Origin of the sequence: Lysinibacillus sp. BNK-21 (assembly GCF_048684915.1) — a bacterium.
GTDB lineage: Bacteria > Bacillota > Bacilli > Bacillales_A > Planococcaceae > Lysinibacillus > Lysinibacillus capsici.
Window position 1 is genome coordinate 3,457,731 of sequence record NZ_JBLQTS010000001.1, and the last position, 26,355, is coordinate 3,484,085.

Consider the following 26,355-nt stretch of genomic DNA (forward strand, 5'->3'; position numbering starts at 1 on the left):
GATTATTTACTGAATTTTTGGTTATGGAATTTTTCCATGATACCTTGTTCTGAGAACAGGTTACGTACTGTATCTGATGGTTTTGCACCGTCAGCTAACCATTTAAGAGCTTTCTCTTCATCAATGTTTACAGTAGCTGGTTGAGTTAGTGGGTTGTAAGTACCAACTGTTTCGATTTGACGACCATCACGTGGTGAACGAGCGTCTGCAACTACGATACGATAGAAAGGAGATTTTTTAGCTCCCATACGTTTTAAGCGAATTTTAACTGCCATTTTAATAGCACCTCCGAATAAGTTTCACACAAGATAGTATATTATCAATGTTTAGGTTGTTTGTAAAGTGTTTTTTCTTAACACCTAAAAATTATTATTTAAACAATGAATCAAAGCCTGGTAATTTCATTTTTTTCTTCCCTTTACCACTTGCCATTCCAGTCATTTGTTTCATCATTTTTTTCATTTCATCGAATTGTTTAATGAGACGATTCACCTCTTGAATAGATGTCCCAGAGCCTTTCGCAATACGCTTTTTACGGCTACCATTAATGATTTCTGGGTTGGTCTTTTCAGCAGGCGTCATCGAGTAAATAATGGCCTCTACACGCCCCATTTGCTTATCATCAACTTTTACATTATCTAAGCCTTTGATTTTGTTAGCACCTGGTAGCATTTTTAAAATTTCATCAAGAGGGCCCATTTTCTTGACTTGCTGTAATTGCTCGACAAAATCATCAAAAGTAAATGTTTGAGATTTAAACTTTTCTTCTAATTCTTTTGCCTTGGCTTCATCTACATTTGCCTGAGCTTTCTCGATAAGGGACAGAACATCGCCCATACCTAATATACGAGACGCCATACGCTCTGGATGGAATGGTTCAAGCGCATCCATTTTTTCGCCCATCCCGACAAATTTAATTGGTTTTTGCGTCACAGAACGGATAGATAATGCAGCACCACCACGCGTATCACCGTCAAGTTTTGTTAAAACAACCCCAGTAATACCGATTGCTTCATTAAAGCTTTCTGCTACATTGACTGCATCTTGACCCGTCATGGCATCAACAACTAGGAAAACCTCATCTGGCTCTTTTAATGCACGAATATCCTTTAACTCTTGCATTAGGTCTTCATCGATATGAAGTCGACCAGCTGTATCAATAATCACTACATCATGATGCTCTTCCTTTGCCAATTCAATTGCCTGACGTGCAATTTCTACAGGAGATACCTCAGTACCTAGCGCAAAAACAGGTAGTGATAACTGTTTTCCTAATGTTTGTAATTGTTGGACAGCTGCTGGACGATAAACGTCAGCGGCAACTAATAATGGTTTACGATTATATTTTTTTCGTAGAACATTTGCCAATTTACCTGTAGTGGTCGTTTTACCCGCACCTTGTAGACCAACCATCATAATGACAGTGGGTGGCTTCGTATTGAACTTAATGGGACTTTGTTCGCCCCCCATTAATTCTGTTAGTTCATCCTGTACAATTTTAATAACTTGCTGACCTGGTGTTAAACTTTGCATAACATCAACACCGACAGCACGTTCACTTACCTTTTTCACGAATTCTTTGACTACTTTTAAGTTAACATCCGCCTCGATTAAAGCAAATCGGACTTCTCGCATCATTTCTTTAACGTCTTGCTCTGACACTTTTCCTTTGCCTTTAATCTTTTGGATCGTTCCTTGGAGTCGTTCCGCTAATCCTTCAAAAGCCATTGCTTTCGCCTCCTAATCCCATTCTTTCAGCTGCTCAATAAGTGCTAGCTGCTCTTCAGCTGTCATACTTTTTTCTGTAATCCCCTGTGTTAGCTGTGACAGCATTTGGGTACGTTGTTGAAATTTTTCAAGTAAACATAATTTTTCTTCATATTCCTCAAGCATCGCTTCAGTTCGACGAATATTATCGTAAACAGCTTGGCGTGAAACACCATACGATTCAGCGATTTCTCCTAGAGAGTTATCATCCAAATAGTATAGCTCCATATAACTTCTTTGCTTATCTGTTAATAATGCTTGATAAAAGTCGAAGAGAAAGTTCATGCGTGTTGTTTTTTCAAGTAGCATCGAATGTTTCTCCTCCCGCTATTAGTCATTTGTATCATAACGAAAAGCGCCCGTCTGTGTCAAGGTAATCTCCTTGTCTAAAAGCCTAAATTACAGCTTTCAGGCATTTTTTGCCATTGGCTAGTATTACTCTTTTAAACAAGTCAATTCACCTATACACAATCGAGCGTTTTTATCTATTATGTGTCAGTGTCACTTTATCCAATTTTGTTCAAAAGCTGAAGCAAACTAAGCATCCTGCTTTCTGAATAGAAAAGAGATATATGGCATTCAATATAAAACTATTCAGCCACTGTTAGCTGTTTTCATCATTATTTTGTAGTTCCTTATCCAAACCATCAGCAAATAGTCCATAGACATATCGTTCTGCATCAAATGGCTGTAAATCATCCATTTTCTCACCAAGACCCACAAATTTTACAGGAATGTGCAGCTTGTTACGAATAGCAAGAACAATCCCCCCTTTAGCAGTACCGTCTAACTTTGTTAAAACAATCCCTGTCACATTCGTTGCCTCTTTAAATGTTTGTGCTTGAACAAGCGCATTTTGGCCAGTTGTTGCATCTAATGCTAATAATACTTCATGTGGAGCATTTGGAATTTCACGTGAAATAACACGATGAACTTTTTCAAGCTCATTCATTAGGTTCACTTTGTTCTGCAAGCGTCCCGCTGTATCACAAATCAACACATCCGCTTTTCTGTTTTTTGCTGCACGAATCGCATCATACATAACTGCTGCTGGGTCAGAGCCTTCTGATTGTTTAATAACCTCACAACCAACACGATCTCCCCATACTTGTAATTGATCAATAGCACCTGCACGGAACGTATCACCCGCAGCTAATACAACCGTTTTCCCTTGAGACTTTAAACGGTGTGCTAGCTTACCTATCGTTGTTGTTTTCCCAACACCATTTACGCCAACAAATAGAATAACCGTTAGTTCACCATCTGGCTGCATAGTTAGTTCAATTAAATCTTCTTCACCTTGCTCGTAAATCTCTACAAGCTTCTCAGAAATCACAGCTTGAATGCCATTTGTATCTTTAATATTTTTACGTTGCACTTCATAACGCAGTTTATCCATGAGTTCCATGACTGTTTCAAATCCAACATCAGCCTGTAATAGTAAGTCCTCTAATTCTTCAAAGAAATCCTCATCCACTTTACGATAGCGTGCAACAAGGTCATTCACTTTTGATGTAAAAGAATTACGTGTTTTTTCAAGGCCAGCCTTGAATTTTTGTGTTATTGACCAAGCAGAAGGCTTTTTCTCTTCCAGTGGTTCATCCTCTACTACTGCTAGCTCCTGAAGATCTAGCTGTGCTTCTTCTATTTCAGGTGAGGGCTCGGCTTCCACGTCGACTTCTTTCACAATCGCCATTTCTGGTGATTCTTCATCTTGTTCAGACACTTTTAGATCAACGGTCTCAATGGCAGCAGGTTCGTTTGATTCTTTAAACTCCGGCTCCGAATGGTCAGATTCCTGTTCGTTGTCGGTTGCGTCTAGCTTCTCTTCCTCTGCTGGATTACCCATTAATTTATCTTTTAAACGTTTAAAAAAACTCATGCTTGTTCGCTCCTTTGCTCCGCAAGTACGGGTTCATCTTCTAGTTTTACTGATACAAGTTTCGACACACCTGATTCTTGCATTGTTATACCATACAAGACATCAGCTCCCTCCATTGTTCCTTTACGATGAGTAATCACAATGAATTGTGTGTCGAGACTAAACTTTTTCAAATATTGGCTATAACGCACAACATTCGCTTCATCTAAAGCCGCCTCTACTTCATCCAGAATACAAAATGGTACAGGTCGAATATTTAAGATGGAGAATAGTAAAGCAATGGCCGTAAGTGCACGCTCACCACCAGAAAGCAAACTTAAATTCTGTAATTTTTTTCCTGGAGGCTGTGCAACAATTTCAATACCTGTTTCCAATAAATTTTGTGGGTCAATTAAAACCAAATCAGCTTGCCCCCCGCCAAACAATTCACGGAAAACACGTTTAAATTGCTCTCTAATAGCATAAAACGTTTCACTAAAGCGCATCGTCATTTCTTCATCCATTTCTTTGATTGCTTCATGTAATGTTTCCTGTGCAGCAAGCAAGTCCTCTCGTTGTTCAGTTAAGAAAGTATGACGTTCTAGTACTCTATCATATTCCTCAATCGCACTTAAATTAACAGGTCCTAGCTCTTCAATAGATCTTTTTAACAATTTAACACGTCTTCGCACAAACTCTTCATCTTCTATTGCCAGAGCTTCTTTCTCAGCCTCTTCGAAAGTTAACTGATAATTTTCTTCGAGTTGTTCGATAAAATTATCCATTTCAAATTCTACACGATTACGTTTTAACTCATTGGCACGAATTGCTTCAAGATATCCTTTATGAATACGCTGTAGTTCCTTGAGTTGTTCTTCTAATGTAGAGAGTTCTTGTTGTTGTCCTATTTTCTGCTCTTTCTTTTCAGAAATAGTCTCTTGTAAGGCATCTCTTCTTGCTTTCCATGTCACAACCTGTTCCTCGACCTCTTCATCACTTAAATGATTTGTCGATTCATCAGATTGAAGCCACATTATTTCCTGAGAAATATTTTTAACTTTTTGTTGTGCTTTGTTTAATTGTAGTGCCAGTTCAGCAGTCGTAATTTGAACTTGTGACATTTGTTCTTGCATAACCGCTAGCTGTGAACGTTTTTCGGCAAGCTGTTCTCGTAAGACATCTTTCTCTGTCTCCCCCTGTAACTTTACCTTACTTAATTGTTCGACAGTTTCATTGATTTCGACAAGCTCTACAGCAAGGGTATTTAAGCGCTCCTCTGCTGCTTGCTTTTGTGTTAACAATGCTTCCTCACGTGTTTTTACATCTTTTGTTTCAGTTGAAGCAAAGGTTACTCTAGCCGATAAGCTTTTTTCTACGACTTCTAGCTCACGAATACGACTTGACTGTTGCATCTCATCTTTTCGTAATTGCTCTCCTTCAAGCTTTAATTGCTCTACTTGATCTCGCAGTACTGCAAGCTTCTCTTTTTCGGCTGCAACAGCCTGTTCAGCACTATAAATGGAAGCCTGTAACGATTCTAGCTTAATGATTAAATCATCTAACTCTGCTTTTCTTGTAAAGAGTGAGGATTGCTGTTTCAGTGCACCACCTGTTAAGGAACCCCCTGCATTAACAATATCTCCTTCAAGTGTGACAACTCGGTATCGGAAACCACATAATCGGGCAATTTGACTTGCGCCTTCTAAATTTGATGCCACGATGACATTCCCTAATAGATTTTCAACAATTGTTCGATTATCTTCATTAAAAGTGACAAGTGCATCTGCCATTTGAACAAAGGCAGGATGTTCAGTTGCTAGCTGAATAGTTCCTGGATTAATTTTGCGTGATTTCATGACTGTTTTCGGTAAAAAAGTAGCACGTCCAGCCCGTTTTTGTTTTAACCAGTGAATAGCCTGTTGCGCATGGCGCTCATTGGTTGTGACAATATGTTGAGAGGCAGCACCTAAAGCTGTTTCAATAGCTTGTGAATACTTTCCTTCAACTTGGATTAACTCTGCTACAGCACCCTCAATACCTTGTAAATCACCTTTATCTCGAGCAAGCAAGACTTCTTTAACACCTTGGAAGAACCCAGAAAAATCAGCTTCGAGTTCAGCTAATGTATCTTTTCTAGCCTTTAGTTGTTGTTGGTGTTGATACGCTTTGTACAACATATCCTGTTTTTCGCTAAAAGAAATATTGACATTTTTCAACTGTATTTGTAAGGTTTCATATTGCTCTAATTTTTTCTGTAAATCATTGGTTGTCAAAGCATGTTCAACCACTAGCTTTTCTTTTTCAGCAATGATTTGCATAAGCTCTTGTCCAATTTCATCTGTTTGATCGGACATTTTTGCCGCCATTGCCTTTTGTTGAGCTAATTGCTGATCGATATTTTTTAATTCATTCTTGACTGTTGCTTCTTCATTTAATGAATCAATATATCGATTTTTATAGTCTTCTATTTCTTCCTCGATTTCTGTCACAGACCGATTTAATGATTGTTCTAACTGCTTGATGCTCTGCTTTAATACTGATACGGCTTGTTGCTTCTCGGAGAACACTTCTTTTTTCTCCTGTTCTTGAACCAGGAGTAACTCTACTTCCGCCTTAGCCTCTTGTAATGTTGTATTCAGTTGTAATAGTTGATTCGATGCATTTTGGCGTTTTTCAGCCATTAATGCCTTACGACCATCCCAACGCTCTACCTCCATAGTGGCATTGACAAGCTCAGCCTGCGAAACATCCAAATAATCATCTAGATCTTTTAATAGCTTACGTATATTGGCGGTCTGTTTATCAATCATTGAAATATTTTGAGCTTGTTCTAGCTCTGTTGCAGAAAGCTCCGTAAATTCCTCTTTAAGCGCATGCAAAGATTGTGCACAATTTTTAAAATCATGCACAAGAATTGCAATATCAAAATCCTTTAGCTCAGAAGACATTTGTACATAATCTCTTGCACTAGATGCCTGCATTTCAAGCGGCTCTAATCGGTTGTCTAATTCATGGAGAATGTCTAATACACGATACAAATTTTCATCTGTCTCAACAAGCTTATGCTCAGCTTTTTTCTTTCTTATTTTATACTTTAAAACGCCAGCTGCCTCTTCAAAAATAGAACGACGGTCATCAGGTCGACTATTTAAAATTTCATCAACACGACCTTGAGAGATAATTGAAAATGCCTCTTTCCCAAGTCCTGAATCCATAAACAAGTCCGTAATATCCTTCAGGCGACACTGTTGGTTATTTAATAAATATTCACTATCACCTGAACGGTATACGCGTCTTGTTACACTGACTTCTGTATAAGAAAAAGCAAGTTGCTCATCAGTATTATCTAAAATAAGTGTTACTTCTGCAAAGTTGAGTGGCTTACGAGAGTCACTCCCAGCGAAAATAACATCTTCCATCTTTGCTCCACGTAACGACTTTGCCGATTGCTCCCCAAGTACCCAACGAATCGCATCTGTGACATTACTTTTTCCACTGCCATTTGGTCCAACAACGGCTGTAACACCAGGTACAAAATCAATTCCAATGCGTTCCGCAAAAGATTTAAAGCCAATCACTTCTAGTCGTTTTAGGAACATCTATTAAGCCTCCTCTTTTGCAGCTTCTTCACGCATCATCCGCATTGCACATTGTGCAGCTTGCTGCTCGGCTTCTTTTTTTGATTTTCCACGACCAATACCAAGCTCTTGTCCATTTAATAATACGCTTGATACAAAGGTACGATTATGTGCTGGGCCTTTTTCATCGATAATCTCATAATGAAGAAGTCCATTATTCGTTTGCTGTACCATTTCTTGCAATTGACTTTTAAAATCCATCACATGCGAAAAAGCACCGACTTCTACTTTTGGGAACACGATTCGTTCTAAAAATGACACGACCGTTTGTAAATCTTGATCTAAATAGAGTGCACCTACAAATGATTCAAAGACATCTGCAAGCAGCGCTGGACGTTCCCGACCACCTGTTAATTCCTCACCTTTTCCAAGTAATACAAAGCGTCCAAAGCCTAGCTCGTTAGCAAATATCACTAGTGATGGCTCACATACAATGGAAGCTCTTAGCTTTGTTAACTCACCCTCGCTCATATTTGGATATTTCTCAAAAAGATATTTAGAAACAGACAGTTCAAGTACTGCGTCTCCTAAAAATTCAAGACGCTCATTATCCGTAAATAATTTACGGCGATGCTCATTCACATAAGATGAATGCGTGAATGCTTGATACAATAAATTTTTATTAATAAATGTGATATTTAATTCATGCTGTAACAGCTCAAATTGGTTGCGTACTTTTTCAGGAAGTACGCCAGATTTCTGCATAGTTCCTTTTCTTTTCATAGCCATTGAACAAATCTGCCTTCCTAATAGTTTCTACCGTTTTAGTGTACCTTTTTCAGGGCGTTTATGCAAAAGTATTTCGGCTTAAACACAATGTTTTGGAAATTTTTCCGAAAATTCCTCTTAATACAGCATGCATCTCCCATTAGAGAGAATTTTGAAGCTGACTGGTCATTAGATTTTTAACATAAAAAAGGGACGTTAATAGATCGAAAACCGATCCATTTCGTCCCCTTTAAATACATCTTCATTCATTGAATCTGCTCCTTCAAACAAGGAATGCAGAAAAAGTAATTTCTACTTTATTCAAGCTACCATAAAACCATTGTATGATTACGATGACCATTACACCATTAGAGGTGATCTATTTTCACTAAATAAAGTTTTAACGAAATTAGTTTAATTTACTTTCGATGTATGAGATTGCAGTACCTACTGTTGAGATTTTTTCAGCATCTTCATCAGAAATTTCCATATCGAATTCGTCTTCAAGCTCCATTACAAGCTCAACTACGTCTAATGAGTCAGCACCTAAATCATCACGGAAAGAAGCTTCTAGCGTTACTTCGCTTTCTTCCACACCTAAACGGTCCACGATTACTTTTGTTACGCGTTCTAATACTGTAGACAAATGATTCACCTCCCCTCAAATGATTATACAAAAAATCAGCTTATATGCCTAATTGAAATTACATAACCATACCGCCATCAATATGAAGCGTTTGTCCAGTCATATAATTTGCGTCCTCCGATGCTAGGAAAGCTACTGCTTTTGCGATATCCTCTGGCTGACCAAGTTTCGCAAGAGGAATCTGTGTTAGCATACCTTGTTTGATATCCTCTGGCAATTGTTCTGTCATTTCTGTTTCGATAAAACCTGGTGCAATAGCATTAACTAAAATATTACGAGAAGCTAATTCCTTTGCCGTCGTTTTCGTTAGTCCAATAACACCTGCTTTAGCCGCAACATAGTTGGCTTGACCAGCATTACCCGCTACACCAACGATGGAAGAAATGTTAATAATGCGACCTGCACGTTGCTTCATCATTTGACGTGTGACCGCTTTTGTACAAAGGAAAACACCTTTAAGGTTCGTATTTAATACATCGTCCCATTCGTCTTCTTTCATACGCATGAGCAAGTTATCTCTTGTAATACCAGCATTATTCACTAAAATATCAAGGGAGCCGTATGTTTTCACAGCAGCATCCATTAATGCTGTCACTTCTTCTGTCTGAGAGACGCTAGCTTGTACAGCAATTGCTTCGCCACCGTTTTCTTGAATCATCGCTACTACTTCTTCTGCTTTTGCCTGAGAGCCGCTATAGTTCACAACAACCTTAGCACCTTCTTCTGCAAGCTTTAAAGCAATAGCACGTCCAATCCCTCTTGAAGCTCCTGTTACAACAGCTACTTTTCCTTCTAATTTACGCATTAATTGACCACTCCTTCGACGCTTCTAAAACTGCTTCTAACGAAGCTTCATCATAAACACAATAAGTTGCAACAGAGCGATCAATTTTTTTCAAGAGACCGCTTAATACTTTACCAGGTCCACATTCGATAAAGACGTCAACACCTTGCGCAAGCATTTCACGCATAGAAGCTTCCCATTGAACAGCACTGTATACCTGTTCAACTAGCTCTTGTTGTATTGCTGCTACATCTTTTAATTCCTTCGCCATCACATTGCCAATTACAGGAATTTCAGGTGCAGATAAAGAAATCTCTGCCAATGCTGCTTGCAGTTTCTCTGAAGATGGACGCATTAAATCAGAGTGGAAGGGACCACTTACAACTAAAGGTATTGCTCGTTTTGCACCAGCTTCTTTGGCAGCAACACTTGCTTTATCCACACCTTCTTTAGTGCCCGAAATAACAATTTGTCCTGGACAATTCACATTAGCCACCTGAACAGAGTCACCTGATGCTGATACCTGCTCTGTTACCTCGTTCAATGCCTCTAGTTCCATTCCTAAAATTGCTGCCATTGCGCCTTGACCTGCTGGCACAGCTTCATTCATATAAAGACCTCGTTTATGCACGATTGACACAGCATCATCAAATGACATAACACCTGCTAACACCAATGCACCATATTCTCCAAGTGAATGACCCGCTGCGTAGTGTGGTTGAATACCTGCTGCGCGTAACTTTTCAGCCACCATTACACCAGTAGTAAGTAGCGCTGGCTGTGCATGATATGTCAGTGTTAACTCTTCTGCTGGACCTTCTAACATTAATTTAGATAATTCAAATTGAAGAGCTTGATCTGCGCGATCATAAAATGCTTTACTTTCTGCAGCATTTTCAACAAACTCTTGACCCATTCCAACTACTTGTGAACCCTGTCCTGGAAAAATAAATGCTATTTTTGTCATTTGAATAATCCCCTTTGCTTAATCAATTTCTATGTGGCGTACTGTCTCCGTAATCGTCGAAATAACCGTATGCTCTACCATCGTATTGGCTTGTCGAATGGCACTGAAAATCGCTTTCGCATTTGATGATCCATGTGCCTTAATAACAGGTGCTTGTAAGCCAAACAATCCTGCGCCACCATACTCTGTATAGTCCATTTTATTTTTCAAGTCACGTAAATTATTTTTCATGAGCGCTGCTGAAATTTTCGTTTTCGTTGAAGACATAAAGGCCTCTTTTAACATAGAAAATAAAGCACCTGCTGTCCCTTCAATAGACTTCAACACCATATTTCCTGTAAAGCCATCTGTTACAACAACATCAGCTACTCCTTCAAGTAAATCACGTGCTTCTACATTTCCAATAAAATTCAAATCTGCTTCCTTCAATAATTCGAAGGCAGCTTTTGTTAATTCATTCCCTTTTTTATCCTCGGTACCGATATTTAATAAGCCAATTCGTGGTTTTTGCAAACCTCCAACCTTTTTAGCATAAATATCACCCATAATGGCATATTGCACTAAATGCTCTGGGCGAGCATCTGCATTTGCCCCTAAATCAAGCATTAAAAACCCTTTACCGTCTAATGTTGGTAGCGTTGTAGCTAATGCTGGTCTAGCTATTCCCTCAATGCGACCTACTTTAAATAGGCCACCCGCCATCAGGGCCCCTGTGTTCCCTGCAGAAAGGCAAGCATCTGCTTTACCCTCCTCTACTGCATCCATCATACGTGCCATGGAAGAATCCTTTTTTCTACGAACAGCACGGGCAGGATCATCAGTTCCTTCTACTGCTTCCTCACAATGTATAACCTTTAATCGATCATGTTGTTTTAAAAATGGTTCCAGCTTATCTTGATGACCATATAGTTGAATTTCTAAGTTTGGAATTTGCTCTAATGCTAAAAGTGCACCTTCAACAACTGACTTTGGTGCATTGTCTCCACCCATTCCATCAAGCGCTAATTTCATTGTTACTCACCTTTACCTTTCGTGCGGTACATATCAAACTCACCAACAAAAACGGTTTCACCATTAACGGTAGATGTTACCTCAACTTTTGTTCGGTGTGTTTGTTCATCTCGTCCGATAACAATCGCTTTTGTAATAACACGATTTCCAGCTCGTACAGGTTTCACAAACGTAATATTGGAATGTACGGTTAATGCTAGTTCGTCATCAATTACTGCAACCGCTAATGAATTTGCTTGCGCAAACAAATGATGCCCACGTGCGATGCCATTACGCTGAAAAACATGCTCTTCTTGTACATCAAAAATCGAGAGTGCTCGATGATCTAATTCAATATCTACTATCTCCCCAATGACCTCATCAATCGGGAGAGATTTTACTTCATTTTCATAGTTTTTTGAAGCAACATCTTTAATTCGCTCGCGTAATTCTGGTATTGATAATTCCATACGGTCTAAACGAATTGTTTGGACACTTACCTGAAACTGTGTTGCTAGCTGTTCATCTGTGACGAATGGATTTTCAGCTATCGTTTCAGATAGTAGTCGCTGTCGCTCTTTTTTCGTTCGTCTCAACTTCATTCGCCACCTTTTGAGTTGTTATTAGCACTTGGTACTAATATCAGTATATAGAGTATAAAAAAAGAATGCAAGACTTGTTTTGAAATCAAGTACTTACATTCTTTCTGTGCTAACAAGCTTCTCAGATTAATCGAAGCGCTCTCCTTGTAAAACACCAGTATCTTCTAGCATTTTACGCAAGTATTGATAGTCGTCATCCTGCCAAAACTCTTTTGTTTCAAGCATCTCTGAGGCATCTTTTCTAGCGGTCTCCAATATACGATAATCATGTACTAAATCAGCTACTTTAAAATCAGGTAAACCACTTTGCTTTCTACCAAAAAAGTCTCCTGGTCCCCTTAATTCAAGATCTTTTTCAGCTAAACGGAAACCATCATTTGTTTCTGTCATCGATTGCATACGTTCTTTCCCCTCATCAGACTTAGGATCTGCAAGTAAAATACAGTATGATTGGTGCTCACCACGACCAACACGACCTCGAAGCTGATGCAACTGCGCTAGGCCAAAGCGTTCAGCATCATAGACAAGCATAAAGGTAGCATTTGGTACATTTACACCTACCTCTACAACGGTTGTAGAAACTAAAACTTGAATAGTCCCTTCACTAAAAGCACGCATAACCGCATCTTTTTCATCAGCTGATAAACGCCCATGCATTAAACCGACATGATAACGATCTTTAAAATAAGTCGCTAGCTGCTCATAAATTTCCACAGCATTCTGAACATCAAGCTTATCGGATTCCTCGATAAGCGGACAAATCGCATAGGCTTGTCTTCCAGCAGCTAACTCTAATTCTAGCTTAGATAAAACAGAGCCGAATTGTTCTTTCTTCATCCAATGCGTTTCAATCTGCTTACGCCCTGCTGGCATTTCATCAATCATCGATACGTCCATTTCCCCAAATGCTGTAATAGCTAGTGTTCGTGGTATCGGGGTAGCTGTCATAAAAAGCACATCGGGATTCTCCCCTTTATCACGCAAAATACGTCGTTGCTCCACACCAAAGCGGTGCTGTTCATCCGTGATGACAAAGCCAAGTTTATGAAAAATAACATCTGGCTGGATTAGAGCATGTGTACCAATAACAATATCAAGATCTCCATTTGCCAAATCAGCTAATATCACACGTCGCTCTTTTGTTTTAGTGGACCCGGATAAGAGTGCAACACGAACACCAAATGGTTGGAACCATTCTTTCAAATTCTCTAAGTGCTGTTCTGCTAATATTTCAGTTGGTGCCATTAAGGCTCCTTGAAAACCTGCTGTTACGGCTGCATATAGCCCTATTGCTGCTACAACGGTTTTACCCGAACCTACATCCCCTTGTAGCAAGCGATTCATTCGATGCGGCTCCTTCAAATCCTTACAAATTTCATTCACCACGCGTTTTTGAGCATTCGTTAATTCATAGGGTAAGGAAGCGATAAAATCTCGTAACTTATGCACATTAAATTGAATAACTGTACCGTGTTCACTATCCTTCCTTATTTTCCGTAAAGCTTGAATACGCAATTGGAAGTTTAATAGCTCCTCATAGGCAAAGCGTCTCCTTGCTTGTTTAGCATGCCCAGCATCCAGTGGAAAATGAATACCCTCCAAGCCCTCTCTTATTGAAACAAGCTTATACGACTCTTGTAAATAATATGGAATGGTCTCTGGCAGTACTTCTCCACAATCGTCTAACACTTGTCGCATATATTTTCGAAATCTTTTTTGGGGGATCAAGCCTTTCAGACTATAGACAGGCTCAAAGTCAACTTGATCTGTTTTAGGACCAAATGTAACTGAAGTGCCATTGATTACTTGTCTACCGCGATCCCATTTACCAGTCACCGTAATAATGGAACCAGGTACAAGCTTTTGCTTTAAATAGCCCTGATTGAAAAATACGACTTTCACTAAATGTCTTCCTGCTAAAACAGTTACTTGGAGTCTTGACTTATTACGACCTAAAAATAAAATCGTAGGCTCCCGCTCCACCTTACACTCAACTGTAACCCGTTCGTTATGTGGTGTTTGCGCTAAATCTTTTAAACGAAAATCTTCATGTCGATGTGGGAACGTCCATAATAAATCAGCTATTGTATTGATTCCTAGTGATTCAAGATGGGCTGCTGTTTCTTTCCCGACGCCTTTTAATTCATTGACGGGTCCATATAATTCAGTCATCTTATCCCACAACTCCCTTCATTGATTGTTTATGTAGTGTTATACTCTCTCTATCTAATGTACCATAAATTATTTCCCTAACCCTACACATAAGCAAAAACCCTACCAATGATTGATAGGGTTAAACTTTTGATTATTTAATTTCACAGGAGAAACATGTAATTTCTTTCACATATTGCTCATCAACTTCTATTCCTAATCCAGCTTTATCACTTAACTGCAGGATGTCTTTATAGTATGTAACATTTGCCACATCTTTTACAAACATTAATGGTCCGACCATCTCGTTTGTATGGATAATCGACTTACTGATGGCTAGGTGTGCCCCAGCCATTGTTCCGATTGCTGATTCAACCATAGAGCCAACTTGGCAAGGCATCTCTGCAGCCTCCGCAAGACTTGCAAGCGCTAAAGCTGGATAGATTCCACCTGATTTCATTAATTTTATATTTAGCATATCGGCAGCACGCATTTCTATGACATCGACTAAATCATAAATATTATGAACACCTTCGTCTACCATAATACTACAAGGTGAAAGGGCTCTGATTTCTTTTAACGCTCTTAAATCATGTGCTTTTACAGGTTGCTCGTACCAGTCTACATGACAAGCTGTAGTTTCTCTTATTACTTTTAGTGTCTCCATTCTATTCCAACCTTGATTGGCATCTACTCGCAGTTGCACCTCCTCACCTATTGCTTCTCTTACAGCACGAATACGAGCAATATCTAAATCAGCATTTGTACCAACCTTAATTTTAATATTACGGAAACCCGATTTTACAAATTCACTTGCATCTTTAGCCATTTCCTCAGGACTCTTAATGCTAATCACTCTTGGCACCTGTAATTCCTCATGTGCTTTTCCACCAATTAATTGATAAACTGGTTGACCAGTCATTTTCCCCATCAAATCGTAGAGTGCAATGTCCAATGCGGCTTTTGCTGAAGGGACTCCATCAATTTTTTCATTAAACTTTTTATGGATACGGTCTACTGCAAATGGATCTTCATCAATCAGTAATGGCGCTAGTTCATGTTTAATAACGTGATACGTGCTCTCCCAAGTTTCACCCGTCACATTTTGATCAGGCACAGCTTCGCCCCAGCCAACTACACCCTCATCCGTCTCGATTCTGGTAAGAATAGTTGGCATATCATCTAAATGAACATAAGAAATAACGAAGGGTTCCTTTAATTGTAAACGTGCTGCAAACACTTCAATCTTTTTTATCACGATGTAAAACTCCTTTTCGTATAAATAGTCTGATTATTTATGTTGCAAGATAATATTTATAAATAGTTGAATCGCATCAGGGAAAACATCTTCATCTAGATCAAATCGTGGATGATGATGTGGATATTGGCTTTTTTCACCACCCATACCTACAAAAACAAATGCTCCAGGCTTATGTTGTAAATAATAAGAAAAATCTTCTCCACCCATGACTGGTTCGACTACCTTAAATGCGGTATCTCCGAATTGTTCCCGTACAATCGATTCAATAAATCGTGATTGTGTTGGATAATTGACGAGCGGAGGTGTTCCTAAAATAAAATCGATTTTTCCTTCTGCTCCAAATGCTCGGCAAATCCCTTCTGTTAAACTTACCATTTTCGTTTTAATGATTTTTACAGTGTTCGGTGTCAATGCTCTGATCGTTCCAGTTAATTTTGCCGTATCAGGAATAATATTATAAGTGGTTCCCGCTTGTATATTACCAACTGTAATGACACCCGCATCGATAGGATTGACATTTCTACTTATGATACTTTGAAAAGCTTGCATTAAATGGCTAGCTATATAAATAGGATCAATTGTTTCATGTGGCATCGAACCATGACCACCATACCCTTGAATTATAATTTCAAAATCATCAATAGAAGCCATCATCGGTCCATGTGTTAAACCTATCTTCCCTTTCTCTAAACCTTGCCATAAGTGAATGCCAAAAATAGCATCTATATCTTCCAACACACCTTTTTGAATTAATAAATCAGCGCCACTTGGCGTGATTTCCTCTGCTGATTGAAATATAAGCTTGATATTCGGCTCGATTTTCTCTCTATTTAAGCTTATCCATGTTGCAACTGCTAATAAAATCGCTGTATGACCATCATGGCCACACATATGAGCAACACCTTGCCTGTCTGAAATGTACGGTTTGTCTCCCTCTTCTTTTATAGGTAAGGCATCTATATCGGCACGTAATGCAATAGTTTTTGTTCCCTTTGTCCCTTTTATAAACGCCACTACACCTGGAGGTTCATAATCTAGAATTTCTATATCTAACTCCTCTAGTCTTTTGCGAATAAACTCACTTGTTTCGTATTCTTCACCAGAAAGCTCTGGGTATTGGTGCAGATGACGGCGATCCTCTATTGCCTTTTCTGCTAATTTTTTTATATTCATTATTTCCATTGTTAAACTCCTTTAGAAAGGTCCGTATTGTATGACTTGTGCAATAATGAGCGATATTACCGCAACTGTTACTTGAATAAGCATAAACGGAAAAATCCACTTTATCCATTTACCCCAAGGAATACCCGCAATTGATAATCCCGCCATTAAAAAACCTACTGTTGGGAATATAATATTCGACATACCATCGCCAAATTGATAGGCAAGTACGGCTGTTTGTCTTGTAACACCGATCATATCTGATAAAGGTGCCATAATTGGCATCGTTAAGGCAGCCTGTCCACTTCCTGATTGTACTAAAAAATTTAAAAATAACTGGAAGATAAACATCCCTACAGCATTTAGTGCAGGTGGAACTGAATCAAGCAATGCAGATGTGTAAAAGAGAATTGTATCAATTAATCCTGAGTTATTGAAAATCACTAAAATAGACTGAGCTAACCCAATGATAAGAGCGCCACCAACTAAATCACCTGCGCCCTTCATAAATGAATTAGCAATATGCGAAGGTGATAATTTGCCAATAAGCCCCATTAAAATACCAAACAATAAAAATAAACCAGCTATTTCAGTAATGTACCAACCTAGTTTTACAACCCCGTACATCAATACGATAAAATTCAAAAGAAATGTAGCCATAACAAGCTTATGTCTTATTTCCATTTTCGAATTCCCCTGTACGAAATCACCCTCATCATTGCGAAAATTTCCATAAAAGCCGAGTTTAGGATTATTTTTCACTTTTCTTGCATAGCGATAAACATATATTGTTGCTACTGTGTATAAGACAACAAAAATGACAATTCGAAAAGCAATCCCTGAAAATAATGGCAAGCCCGCAATCTCTTGCGCTATTCCTACTGTAAACGGATTCATAACAGCTGCCGAAAATCCGACAGATGCACCAAGAATAACAATTGCAAAACCTGTAATTGCATCAAACCCTAGGGCAACAGCAAGCGGTGCAAGAATCCCTACATATACAATCGTTTCATCAGACATCCCCATTAATGACCCAGCACAGGCGAAAAACAACATTAATACTGGTATTATTAACATTTCGCGTTTTGCCATTTTTACAGATAGCATGGCGATAAAGGATTCTAATGCCCCTGTGGCTGATAGTATTCCAAAGGTACCTCCTACAATCAATACGAAGAAAATAATACTTGCTCCTTGCATCATGCCTGAATGTACACTGCTAAAAATATCCAGAAAGCCAATGGGGTTCATATCTGTAAAACTAAATGTCCCAGGTTGAATCACTTGACGTCCATTAACTTCTTCCCGTTGAAATGAACCAGCTGGAATAAAATACGTTAAAATGGAAGATACAACAATAAGGCAAAAGATTAACACATAAACATTGATTCCTTTTTGTTGCTCTATTTCTTTATTAGCTATAAATTTACTCATCCGCCATCCTCCTTAGTTGAATCGTTGAATAAATACAAATTTTTATGTCCACTATCAATACGTAACATATCTCTCCAACATAAAAAGCCATCCCCTTTTTTTGAAATTTCCGTCTTATTCATTGTAATTGATAAAAAAATAAATAAAAAATTAGTATTTTGAATAGTTACTATTGATAAATTTACATATAAATTCATCGAGATACATCAAAAAAATTACAAATAAAAAGAACGTTACATCCCTGCGATTTCACCAGGCAGCAACATTCTTTTCATTCTTTTCGATATACAAACCAATTAAATTGTTTTCCATGTGTCTTTAACTAAATCAATAAATGTACTTACATTACTAAATGTTTTAGCATTTTGAGGAAAAATTAAATAAGTGGGTAACTTTTTAGGGAATCGGTACAGAACTTGAAGACTCCCTTTTGTTACCTCTTTTTGAATAATAATATCACTCAACAAGGCTAGACCCACTTGTTCCATTACTGCTCTCTTAATTGCTTCCTCGCTTCCAAATTCCACTATTGTTTGTGGCTTACACTTAATTTCTTGCAGGCAACTGACAATACAGTCATCCATTCCATAGGTTATAAAGGGATAATCATCAAATATTTCCTGCACAGTACGATCCTTTATAATAAGCGGATTTCCAACCAATACTAAATCCTCTTCCTCCAATAAAATCTCCTCTACACCAGCGTAACTAGGGGATCCAGCTACAAAACCTATATCTGCTTGGTTTGAACTCACAAGTTTGGCTGTTTCTTTACTATTGGCACAAAGAAGTTTTAGGTTTACCTGAGGGTACTGTTTTAAAAACGAGCCGATAATATGTGATAAATAATAGCCGCAATAAAACTCTGGTGCAGCGATTGTCAAATGACCAAATGGCTTTTCGAAATTCTTCAAATCCTGTTCCATTTCCTCAATAATCCCAAATAATTGATCTGTATGTTCCTTTACTATTTTTCCTACTTGAGAAAGAAACATTTTCTTACCCATTCGATTAATTAAGATATGCCCTAACTCTTCCTCTAACGCTTTAATCTGTTGGCTAATTGTAGGCTGGCTATAATTAAGAATTTCAGCCGCTTTTGTAAAGTTGAGGTAAGTTGAAACAACATGAAATGTTTTCAAATTACGCAAATCCATCTCTATTCACGTCCCTGCTATATAATTAAGATAAATACATTTCCTTATTAAAATTTAATTATACTTAAATCGACTATGTACGTAAGAGGTTTTTTCTTTCCAGTAAGTTATCAACCAACATAAAAACATGCTACCTATTTAGATAGCATGTTTCTTATTTTTTATTGAAGTGCTTTAATGCTTTGTAAGCCACCATTTTCAAGGATGGCTTTACTGATCGCCTTCCCTGTTGGTGTTGCTGCTAGACCGCCTCGTGCCGTCTCTTTAAGATTAGGACTCATAGATTGTCCAATGCGATACATAGCACCAATTACTTCATCACATGGAATACGACTTGTTACACCAGCAAGTGCCATATCCGCCGCTACTAGGGAGTTAGATGCACCCATTGCATTACGTTTGACACAAGGCACTTCAACCAAGCCTGCCACTGGATCACAAACAAGACCTAGCATGTTTTTTAGTGTAATGGCAAACGCTTCTGAACATTGCTGTGGTGTACCTCCAGCCATTTCGACAATAGCAGCTGCAGCCATACCTGCAGCTGAACCAACCTCTGCCTGACAACCACCAGCAGCCCCAGAAATGGAAGCGTTATTGGCTACCACAAATCCAAATGCTCCTGACGTAAATAAATAACGAATCATTTGCTCACGAGTTGGATTTAGTTTGTTTTTTACTGCAAACAGTGTTCCTGGTACTACACCTGCTGAACCTGCTGTTGGTGTTGCACAGATTGTTCCCATTGCAGCATTTACTTCATTAGTTGCAACCGCTTTACTTACTGCATCTAATAATAAATCACCTGAAAGTGACTTTCCTTGTGCAATATAATTTTGAAGTAATACGGCATCCCCACCAGTTAAACCTGTTACTGATTGCACACCTTGTAATCCACGTTCAATTGCTTCTTCCATCACTGTTAAATTTCGATCCATTTGCTGGATGATTTCTTCACGCGTTCTACCAGTTATCAATATTTCTTGTTCAATCATAATTTCTGATATTAATTTATCTTCTTTCTCTGCTCGTTCAACAAGTTCACGAACATTATGAAATAAAACGTCCATCACGGGACACCTCCTTAGTTATTAATTTTTGAGACCTTTGTAATATATGGAATTAAAGATATTTGCTGTAGCACCTTATCCTCAATGTTTTGATCAACTTCAATCACCATCAAAGCAGTTAAACCACGTTCGATACGTGATACCTCCATATGCCCAATGTTGACTTCATGCATCGCCAAGCAATTGGCTACATTGGCAATACAGCCAGCACGATCGTCATGAACAACAAGAATAGCTGGCATACCACCAGTTAAACGTAACTTAAAGCCATTGACTTCACTGACTTCAATTTTTCCGCCACCAATTGAAATACCGACTACTGACATTTCCCCTTCATCGTCTCCAATGACAAGTCGAGCCGTATTTGGATGCTCGGTATTAGCTGTTTCAGGAATGAATTCGTATTCTAATCCTGCTTTTTTGGCATCTTCAAATGCCGTTTTAATACGATCATCAAATGTATCGTAATTTAATAAGCCTCCTACAATCGCAACATCTGTACCATGCCCTCTATACGTTTCTGCAAACGATCCATATAAATGAATTTTTGCCCATTTAGGTTGTCTACCAAATAAATCCCTTGCAACACGCCCGATGCGAGCTGCTCCTGCCGTATGAGAGGAGGAAGGCCCAATCATGACTGGTCCAATAATATCAAATACTGAAGTAAACTTCATACAAACACCCCTCTATTCTATCCGTATAATAATATTTATTTTTATTTATATCATGCTTGATAGTTACTATAAAAGTAAAGCATTTAATTTATCAACTTTCAGAAAATTACCACTACTATAATTTATAGTAAATATTTATACTTATTTATTGTCCGTACCATATATACACAACTACGAAAGCGGCGACATTCCAATATTTCCAAATTTTATATCCTGTGGGTACGTACATTGAATGATTCATATTTAGTACGTTTTTAATAAATTTAATTCAACATTCTCTTTGTAGCATAAACAAAAGCAGTACACGTTTTGTGCACTGCTTTCTTTACGGAATAGCAAAGTAGCATGTAATTATTCTACTGAAATAATATATGGATATAACCCTTGTTTACCATCAAATAATTCAACTTCTACATCCGGATAGCTCTCTTCTATGAAAGCTACCAACTCAGAGGCAGCTTGTTCAGTTGTATCTTCACCATAAATGACTGTAACAATCTCAGCATCTTCATCGACTAAATCCTTAATTACTTTTTCAGCTGCATCCTTTAGTGCTGGTGTAGAAAGGACAATTTTCCCTTCTGCCAATGCCATAAAATCATCTTTGTGAATTTCAACACCATCAATAGATGTATCACGCACTGCATAGGTAACTTGACCTGTCTTCACATTTGTAAATGCTTCTGACATTGTTTTTTTATTTACATCAACAGCTGCCTCTGGGTTAAACGCTAAAATCGCTGCCATTCCTTGAGGAATCGTCTTCGTAGGAACTACTGCTGCATCAATTTCTAATAGTTCAACCGCTTGTTCCGCTGCCATCACTATATTTTTATTATTCGGTAAGATTAATACTTTCTCTGCACCGATTTCTTGTACAGCCTTCACGATATCTTCAGTTGAAGGATTCATTGTTTGACCGCCTTCAATGACATAGGAAGCACCGATAGAGCGCAATAATTCTGCCACACCTTCACCCATAGCAATCGTTACAATAGCATATGGATGTTTTTCTACTTTTTTAGCAGGCGTAGGGGCTTTATGTTCCTCGCCAACGATTGCTGAATGCTGCTCACGCATATTATCAACTTTAATTTTTATAAGACTACCGTATTTTTGACCAATTGATAGAACAGAACCTGGTTGCTCGGAATGGATATGAACCTTCGCAATTTCCTCATCTGAAATAACAAGTAAAGAATCACCTAAAGGATTTAATTCATTACGGAATTGTTCTTCATTAAAAGGTTCTTTTCCTTCTTCTAAGCGTACCATTATTTCTGTACAGTAACCAAATTCAATATCAGCAGTGTTCATGAAATCTTGGGCTCTATGATGTTCTGCATTGATTAAATCATCTAGCGTCGCATCATTTTTCTCCGGAAGAGCCTCCCCCTTTAAGGAAGCTAAAAATCCTTCATACACAAATAGTAAGCCTTGACCACCACTATCTACCACACCAACTTCTTTTAAAACAGGCAGTAGGTCAGGTGTACGATCCAACGATGCCTTTGCCTCTGCTGTAAAAGCTTCCATTACGGCAATGATATCGTTTTCAGTTTCTGCTACTTCTACACCTTTTTTCGCAGCTTCACGTGCCACCGTTAAAATTGTTCCTTCTACTGGCTTCATAACAGCTTTATATGCCGTATCAACACCCGCTTGGAATGCTCCAGCAAAGCCCTTTGCATCAATTGTTGACTCCTTCTCAATAAACTTCCCAAAACCACGGAATAACTGAGATAGAATAACGCCTGAATTCCCACGCGCTCCCATTAACAAGCCTTTTGATAATGCCTGTGCTGTTTTACCAATATGCTCTGAAGCAGCATGCTCTGTTTCCTTTGCACCAGATGTCATCGATAAGTTCATATTTGTACCTGTATCACCATCTGGAACGGGGAAAACATTTAATGAATCTACATAATTTGCATTTTGGTATAGGTGATGCGCCCCCATTTGTACCATTTCAGCAAACTTTATACCGTCTAAAGACTGCATTCGATTTAGTTCCTCCTCTTAATTCGCTACACGAACGCCCTGTACAAAGATATTGACAGATTTTACGCTCATACCTAATGTTTTATCTACTGTATATTTCACTTTCGATTGTACTTGATAAGCCACTTCCGAAATTTTTGTCCCGTAACTAACAATAATGTACATATCTATATGTAAATCGTCGTCCTGTTGTCGAATTACAACACCTTTTGCGAAGTTTTCTTTACGTAAAATATCAGTTAGACCATCACGAATTTGATGTTTAGATGCCATGCCAACAATACCGTAGCATTCTACAGCAGCTCCACCAGCAATTTGTGCAAGTACATCTGTTGAAATATCAATTTGGCCGAATTCATTGTTTAATTCAATTGACATAGAAATGCCCCCTTGGCTCTTTTTGACTAAACTATATTGTAACACTTTCGTTATAATTTAAGCAACCTAAGGGGGTATTGAAGGGCTTCGTAGCAACGTTTTCTGACTTCAAATAGACGCATTTGCTTCTTCATCAAAAATTTCCATTTTGCGGAAATAGTTATTTCGTCCGTTTTGCTTTGCCAAATATAGCGCTTGGTCAGCTAATTCACAACATGTTTGTAAATGCTCATATTTTGCGATTTTAGCTTGACACATTCCAATACTAACAGTAACTTGTTGGGCAATAGTAGATTGTAAATGCGGGATATTAAGTTGTCGAATTTCTTCTAAGATTTCTTCACATACAGGTTCAGCAACCTTATGAGTATGCTGGCTTATCATAACAAACTCCTCGCCACCCCAACGGGCAACAAATGCATTATACTTCCCTGCAATTTCCTCCAATAGAGATGCGACTTTGACAATTGCTGCATCTCCCTGCAAATGACCATAATAATCATTAAATTTTTTAAAGCAATCAATATCAATCATTATGACTGTTAAAGGTTGTGTTTGATAAAGTTGCTGTCCTATCTTATTCAATTTTTGGTTAAATGCACGTCGATTAGGTAGATTCGTTAAAGAATCTTTTAATGCTTGCTCTGCTAATTCATTATTTTTAATAGCCAACAATTCTGATAGTCGCTTCGTTTTAGTCATTTCCTCATTCAATAAAATATGCTGGGTATGGATTTGTTTACGAACCTTATAGGTCTGATATTGAATCATTACACCAATAGGTATTAATAATGACATGGGTAATATAATTTTTATATTTTCACTCGATATTCCAGCACTCATATATGCACTCACAATAATGGCTGATGCAGAAAGCAAAATAATCCAGACAATTTTTCGTAAAGGTAACGCGAATACTGTACAAATAATGATTAAAATAACCTCATAGAGTGCTGCATGACGGAAAAAGTAAACATCCAATACCGATATCGCAGTAATCAAAAGCATTATTGTGTAAATATAAACAACAACCAACCGTTCATACTTCTGTATATTAACAGGAGTAATATGAATTCGCTTTTCTCGGATAAACAATAATACTGCAACATCTATATAAAACATAGCGATATGAATGGCAATATAGACGGGAACCATGGCTCTTTCCGCCTTCACAAAAAATACCTCTCCATAATGTATTAACGAAATAATGACTGATACATACATGAGTGTCCAAGCAACTATTCTCATCCCTTTTAAATTCGACTGAACCATTTCTTCGCGAATAGAAAAAGCTAATTTTTCTTGATTTTCCATCATGCTCTCTCCTCATGCCCACTTTCAAATAATTATAATGTCCTATATGTATCGTCATGATAACGAAAAATACAAGTCAATCTAAATTTTTCTGATAAATAAAAAAGTTGATACCTTTATAGCATCAACTTTTTACATTGTATTCAATTAAATATCGAAAAATTTATTTGGCTAAAATAGACTTTTAATAAGCGTGTCAATCATAACAGGCATCTCTTTAAACGCACTATCCACATGCAATCGTTCTGTTTTTTGATGGGCATCCTTACCAAATGGACCGACATTTAAGACAGGACCTTGTAATGCCGCCATCTCTTTGAATGGAATATGGTACGTATCGCCCCATACAGGTGTGTTCCGCTCAAATGCTAGCCACTCATTGGATGCATCTGAATAGTTGACATAGCTTAAATCACAAATTCCGTTAAAGTAGTGGATCTGCTCCACCTCAATATCAAATGTTTGAGCTGTTTGCTTCATTAATTCAATCGACTGTTTCACTAATGGATGGTTGGATGAATTAATGGCTGGATAGTAAGGCGGTGCATATAACAGAACTGTGGCAGGTGCTAATTCCTGACAGCGAATCATGAGCTGATCCACAATACGAATGGATTTTTCACGATCATCCCATGCACGATGCTGCTGAACCTGGTGCTTAATCGCTTGTACTTCCTCAGCTCCTAACTTATGGATCGCATGCTCCAATAATGCCTCATAGCGTAAGACCTTTACCATGCCCACACCCTGAACATTTTCGCGTGTACAAATGTCCTGATAGTGCGCATTGCAAGCAGCCATTGCCTGTAACGCAACTTCCTCAAAAATAGCCATCACCTCAGCCGCTGTACGTTTTAATAAAAAGACATTGTAAAGTGCCGCCGCACGGTATGGTGTTTGTGTAGAATACTCCATTTTTAAATCTTTTAATTGTAGAGAGACGGGTAATGGTGTGCTTTCGCCTAAATCTGTTTCACGGAAAAGGGGATTCCACTCCATATGCTGTGTCATATAGGAAGCGATAAAGGGAGCCGTGATCCCTTTTAATGGCTCGCCGACATGTGTCTCTTTCCCATAGAACAAAGCAGCAGGCATGATTTTACCAATTGTACCTGAATAAATATATTCATTCGTATCCGAAGGCCCTTGTGAAAACGATGGCTCACTATTTAAAAATAATTTATAGGTTAAGCCATGCTGTTCCCGCAGTCTCACCAGTTCCACAACAGCCGCTCTCATACCAGCAGAGTTGACTTCCTCATCAGGGACCGTTGTTAAAATTAAATTAATCGGCCATTGCTCTAAGCTTGCCTTTTCGATCAACTGCATGTGTAAGGCAAGACCCATTTTCATATCCATTGTGCCGCGTCCAAATAAATAATTCCCAGACGCCAAATCAATGCGAGCTGCCTCTGGTAAATCTTTTAGGTATTTAGGTTCCATTAGCTTTTTCGTTAGTTCTTCTGGAGAAAAGGCTAACGGCTCTAGTTCACCATATTCTTCTGTATGCACGGTATCGAAGTGACTGATTAACACAACGGTTTCAGTTGCGGTTGGATGCTTATAGAAGGCTGTCACTGCATTTCTGCCAAGTCCTGCATCATGTAATTCAATCAAGTCTGGGTGCTTCTCAAAATATGGAAGCGTTAACAATTTATCTTTTAGTCGAAAGGCAAATTTATTTTCGCCCTCCGTTAATGTTCGGCTTTCCCAGCTCACAAGTTCACATAATAGGGCACGTAGTTTTTCGGGTGTATCCCACATAAAAGTATTCATGATTTTTTC

At 38.3% G+C, this 26,355-nt stretch carries 22 protein-coding genes; all 22 read right to left on the reverse strand.

All coding sequences use genetic code 11. The annotated features are described in order from the left end of the window. Positions 1-2 precede the first annotated feature (2 nt). The 22 genes from rpsP to ACMGGO_RS17810 all read right to left on the reverse strand — a co-directional run bounded on the left by rpsP (position 3) and on the right by ACMGGO_RS17810 (position 26,346). Complete coding sequence (gene rpsP, locus ACMGGO_RS17705) at positions 3-275, reverse strand: 30S ribosomal protein S16 (protein ID WP_004269411.1); 273 nt, start codon at positions 273-275, stop codon at positions 3-5. 94 nt (positions 276-369) lie between these two features. Then, positions 370-1,728: a signal recognition particle protein gene (gene ffh / locus ACMGGO_RS17710; protein WP_048391641.1), complete on the reverse strand. Its 1,359-nt coding sequence runs from the start codon at positions 1,726-1,728 to the stop codon at positions 370-372. Between the two features lie 12 nt (positions 1,729-1,740). Continuing rightward, positions 1,741-2,076, reverse strand: coding sequence for a putative DNA-binding protein (locus tag ACMGGO_RS17715; RefSeq protein ID WP_048391643.1), 336 nt, complete (start codon positions 2,074-2,076; stop codon positions 1,741-1,743). Positions 2,077-2,371: 295 nt separating this feature from the next. Further along, positions 2,372-3,649: a signal recognition particle-docking protein FtsY gene (ftsY, locus tag ACMGGO_RS17720; RefSeq protein ID WP_054550506.1), complete on the reverse strand. Its 1,278-nt coding sequence runs from the start codon at positions 3,647-3,649 to the stop codon at positions 2,372-2,374. Continuing rightward, positions 3,646-7,227: a chromosome segregation protein SMC gene (gene smc, locus ACMGGO_RS17725; protein WP_279494161.1), complete on the reverse strand. Its 3,582-nt coding sequence runs from the start codon at positions 7,225-7,227 to the stop codon at positions 3,646-3,648. Before smc ends, ftsY begins: the two co-directional genes overlap by 4 nt. A 3-nt stretch (positions 7,228-7,230) precedes the next feature. After that, complete coding sequence (gene rnc, locus ACMGGO_RS17730) at positions 7,231-7,995, reverse strand: ribonuclease III (protein ID WP_012293239.1); 765 nt, start codon at positions 7,993-7,995, stop codon at positions 7,231-7,233. 388 nt (positions 7,996-8,383) lie between these two features. Next, entirely contained in the window at positions 8,384-8,620 is a 237-nt protein-coding gene (gene acpP, locus ACMGGO_RS17735; protein WP_009371143.1) for an acyl carrier protein, read from the reverse strand. A 58-nt stretch (positions 8,621-8,678) separates the two neighbouring features. Beyond that, positions 8,679-9,425: a 3-oxoacyl-[acyl-carrier-protein] reductase gene (gene fabG, locus ACMGGO_RS17740; RefSeq protein WP_054550504.1), complete on the reverse strand. Its 747-nt coding sequence runs from the start codon at positions 9,423-9,425 to the stop codon at positions 8,679-8,681. Beyond that, positions 9,418-10,371, reverse strand: a complete 954-nt coding sequence (fabD, locus tag ACMGGO_RS17745; RefSeq protein WP_004269419.1) for an ACP S-malonyltransferase — start codon at positions 10,369-10,371, stop codon at positions 9,418-9,420. The genes fabG and fabD overlap by 8 nt, the downstream gene beginning before the upstream one ends. An 18-nt stretch (positions 10,372-10,389) precedes the next feature. Beyond that, the gene (gene plsX / locus ACMGGO_RS17750) at positions 10,390-11,382 is read right to left on the reverse strand and encodes a phosphate acyltransferase PlsX (protein WP_048391651.1); all 993 of its coding nucleotides are present in this window, start codon (positions 11,380-11,382) and stop codon (positions 10,390-10,392) included. 2 nt (positions 11,383-11,384) lie between these two features. Further along, positions 11,385-11,957 (reverse strand): transcription factor FapR, encoded by a 573-nt coding sequence (gene fapR / locus ACMGGO_RS17755; protein WP_004269421.1) that lies wholly within the window; start codon positions 11,955-11,957, stop codon positions 11,385-11,387. A gap of 132 nt (positions 11,958-12,089) precedes the next feature. Continuing rightward, on the reverse strand, positions 12,090-14,135 hold the full coding sequence (gene recG / locus ACMGGO_RS17760; protein WP_054550503.1) for an ATP-dependent DNA helicase RecG: 2,046 nt from the start codon (positions 14,133-14,135) through the stop codon (positions 12,090-12,092). A gap of 133 nt (positions 14,136-14,268) precedes the next feature. Next, positions 14,269-15,372, reverse strand: coding sequence for a mandelate racemase/muconate lactonizing enzyme family protein (locus tag ACMGGO_RS17765; protein ID WP_083225383.1), 1,104 nt, complete (start codon positions 15,370-15,372; stop codon positions 14,269-14,271). Between the two features lie 33 nt (positions 15,373-15,405). Further along, on the reverse strand, positions 15,406-16,557 hold the full coding sequence (locus ACMGGO_RS17770) for a M20 metallopeptidase family protein (RefSeq protein ID WP_115673199.1): 1,152 nt from the start codon (positions 16,555-16,557) through the stop codon (positions 15,406-15,408). A 12-nt stretch (positions 16,558-16,569) separates the two neighbouring features. After that, on the reverse strand, positions 16,570-17,973 hold the full coding sequence (locus ACMGGO_RS17775; protein ID WP_420282112.1) for a YfcC family protein: 1,404 nt from the start codon (positions 17,971-17,973) through the stop codon (positions 16,570-16,572). A gap of 296 nt (positions 17,974-18,269) precedes the next feature. Continuing rightward, positions 18,270-19,130 (reverse strand): LysR family transcriptional regulator, encoded by an 861-nt coding sequence (locus tag ACMGGO_RS17780; RefSeq protein WP_054550499.1) that lies wholly within the window; start codon positions 19,128-19,130, stop codon positions 18,270-18,272. A gap of 161 nt (positions 19,131-19,291) precedes the next feature. After that, positions 19,292-20,200, reverse strand: coding sequence for an L-serine ammonia-lyase, iron-sulfur-dependent, subunit alpha (sdaAA, locus tag ACMGGO_RS17785; protein ID WP_004269428.1), 909 nt, complete (start codon positions 20,198-20,200; stop codon positions 19,292-19,294). A gap of 14 nt (positions 20,201-20,214) precedes the next feature. Next, complete coding sequence (sdaAB, locus tag ACMGGO_RS17790; RefSeq protein WP_004269429.1) at positions 20,215-20,877, reverse strand: L-serine ammonia-lyase, iron-sulfur-dependent subunit beta; 663 nt, start codon at positions 20,875-20,877, stop codon at positions 20,215-20,217. Between the two features lie 351 nt (positions 20,878-21,228). Next, on the reverse strand, positions 21,229-22,878 hold the full coding sequence (locus ACMGGO_RS17795) for a DAK2 domain-containing protein (protein ID WP_374805826.1): 1,650 nt from the start codon (positions 22,876-22,878) through the stop codon (positions 21,229-21,231). Between the two features lie 18 nt (positions 22,879-22,896). After that, positions 22,897-23,256 (reverse strand): Asp23/Gls24 family envelope stress response protein, encoded by a 360-nt coding sequence (locus tag ACMGGO_RS17800; RefSeq protein WP_004269431.1) that lies wholly within the window; start codon positions 23,254-23,256, stop codon positions 22,897-22,899. A gap of 108 nt (positions 23,257-23,364) precedes the next feature. Next, positions 23,365-24,570: a diguanylate cyclase domain-containing protein gene (locus tag ACMGGO_RS17805; protein WP_420282113.1), complete on the reverse strand. Its 1,206-nt coding sequence runs from the start codon at positions 24,568-24,570 to the stop codon at positions 23,365-23,367. Between the two features lie 171 nt (positions 24,571-24,741). After that, a complete protein-coding gene (locus ACMGGO_RS17810; RefSeq protein WP_420282114.1) occupies positions 24,742-26,346 on the reverse strand; it encodes a M20/M25/M40 family metallo-hydrolase in 1,605 nt (534 codons plus the stop codon). Between the last annotated feature and the right edge of the window lie 9 nt (positions 26,347-26,355).

Coding starts and splice junctions, on each gene's coding strand:
- sdaAA (WP_004269428.1), bottom strand. CDS start 20,200: ATGGACGTTTTATTTCATAATGTTCGTGAACTTGTTGAACGAGCAGAG.
- plsX (WP_048391651.1), bottom strand. CDS start 11,382: ATGAAATTAGCGCTTGATGGAATGGGTGGAGACAATGCACCAAAGTCA.
- ACMGGO_RS17800 (WP_004269431.1), bottom strand. CDS start 23,256: ATGTCAATTGAATTAAACAATGAATTCGGCCAAATTGATATTTCAACA.
- ftsY (WP_054550506.1), bottom strand. CDS start 3,649: ATGAGTTTTTTTAAACGTTTAAAAGATAAATTAATGGGTAATCCAGCA.
- recG (WP_054550503.1), bottom strand. CDS start 14,135: ATGACTGAATTATATGGACCCGTCAATGAATTAAAAGGCGTCGGGAAA.
- ACMGGO_RS17805 (WP_420282113.1), bottom strand. CDS start 24,570: ATGGAAAATCAAGAAAAATTAGCTTTTTCTATTCGCGAAGAAATGGTT.
- fabD (WP_004269419.1), bottom strand. CDS start 10,371: ATGACAAAAATAGCATTTATTTTTCCAGGACAGGGTTCACAAGTAGTT.
- ACMGGO_RS17715 (WP_048391643.1), bottom strand. CDS start 2,076: ATGCTACTTGAAAAAACAACACGCATGAACTTTCTCTTCGACTTTTAT.
- smc (WP_279494161.1), bottom strand. CDS start 7,227: ATGTTCCTAAAACGACTAGAAGTGATTGGCTTTAAATCTTTTGCGGAA.
- rnc (WP_012293239.1), bottom strand. CDS start 7,995: ATGGCTATGAAAAGAAAAGGAACTATGCAGAAATCTGGCGTACTTCCT.
- rpsP (WP_004269411.1), bottom strand. CDS start 275: ATGGCAGTTAAAATTCGCTTAAAACGTATGGGAGCTAAAAAATCTCCT.
- fabG (WP_054550504.1), bottom strand. CDS start 9,425: ATGCGTAAATTAGAAGGAAAAGTAGCTGTTGTAACAGGAGCTTCAAGA.
- sdaAB (WP_004269429.1), bottom strand. CDS start 20,877: ATGAAGTTTACTTCAGTATTTGATATTATTGGACCAGTCATGATTGGG.
- ACMGGO_RS17780 (WP_054550499.1), bottom strand. CDS start 19,130: ATGGATTTGCGTAATTTGAAAACATTTCATGTTGTTTCAACTTACCTC.
- ACMGGO_RS17795 (WP_374805826.1), bottom strand. CDS start 22,878: ATGCAGTCTTTAGACGGTATAAAGTTTGCTGAAATGGTACAAATGGGG.
- ACMGGO_RS17810 (WP_420282114.1), bottom strand. CDS start 26,346: ATGAATACTTTTATGTGGGATACACCCGAAAAACTACGTGCCCTATTA.
- ACMGGO_RS17770 (WP_115673199.1), bottom strand. CDS start 16,557: ATGGAAATAATGAATATAAAAAAATTAGCAGAAAAGGCAATAGAGGAT.
- ACMGGO_RS17775 (WP_420282112.1), bottom strand. CDS start 17,973: ATGAGTAAATTTATAGCTAATAAAGAAATAGAGCAACAAAAAGGAATC.
- ffh (WP_048391641.1), bottom strand. CDS start 1,728: ATGGCTTTTGAAGGATTAGCGGAACGACTCCAAGGAACGATCCAAAAG.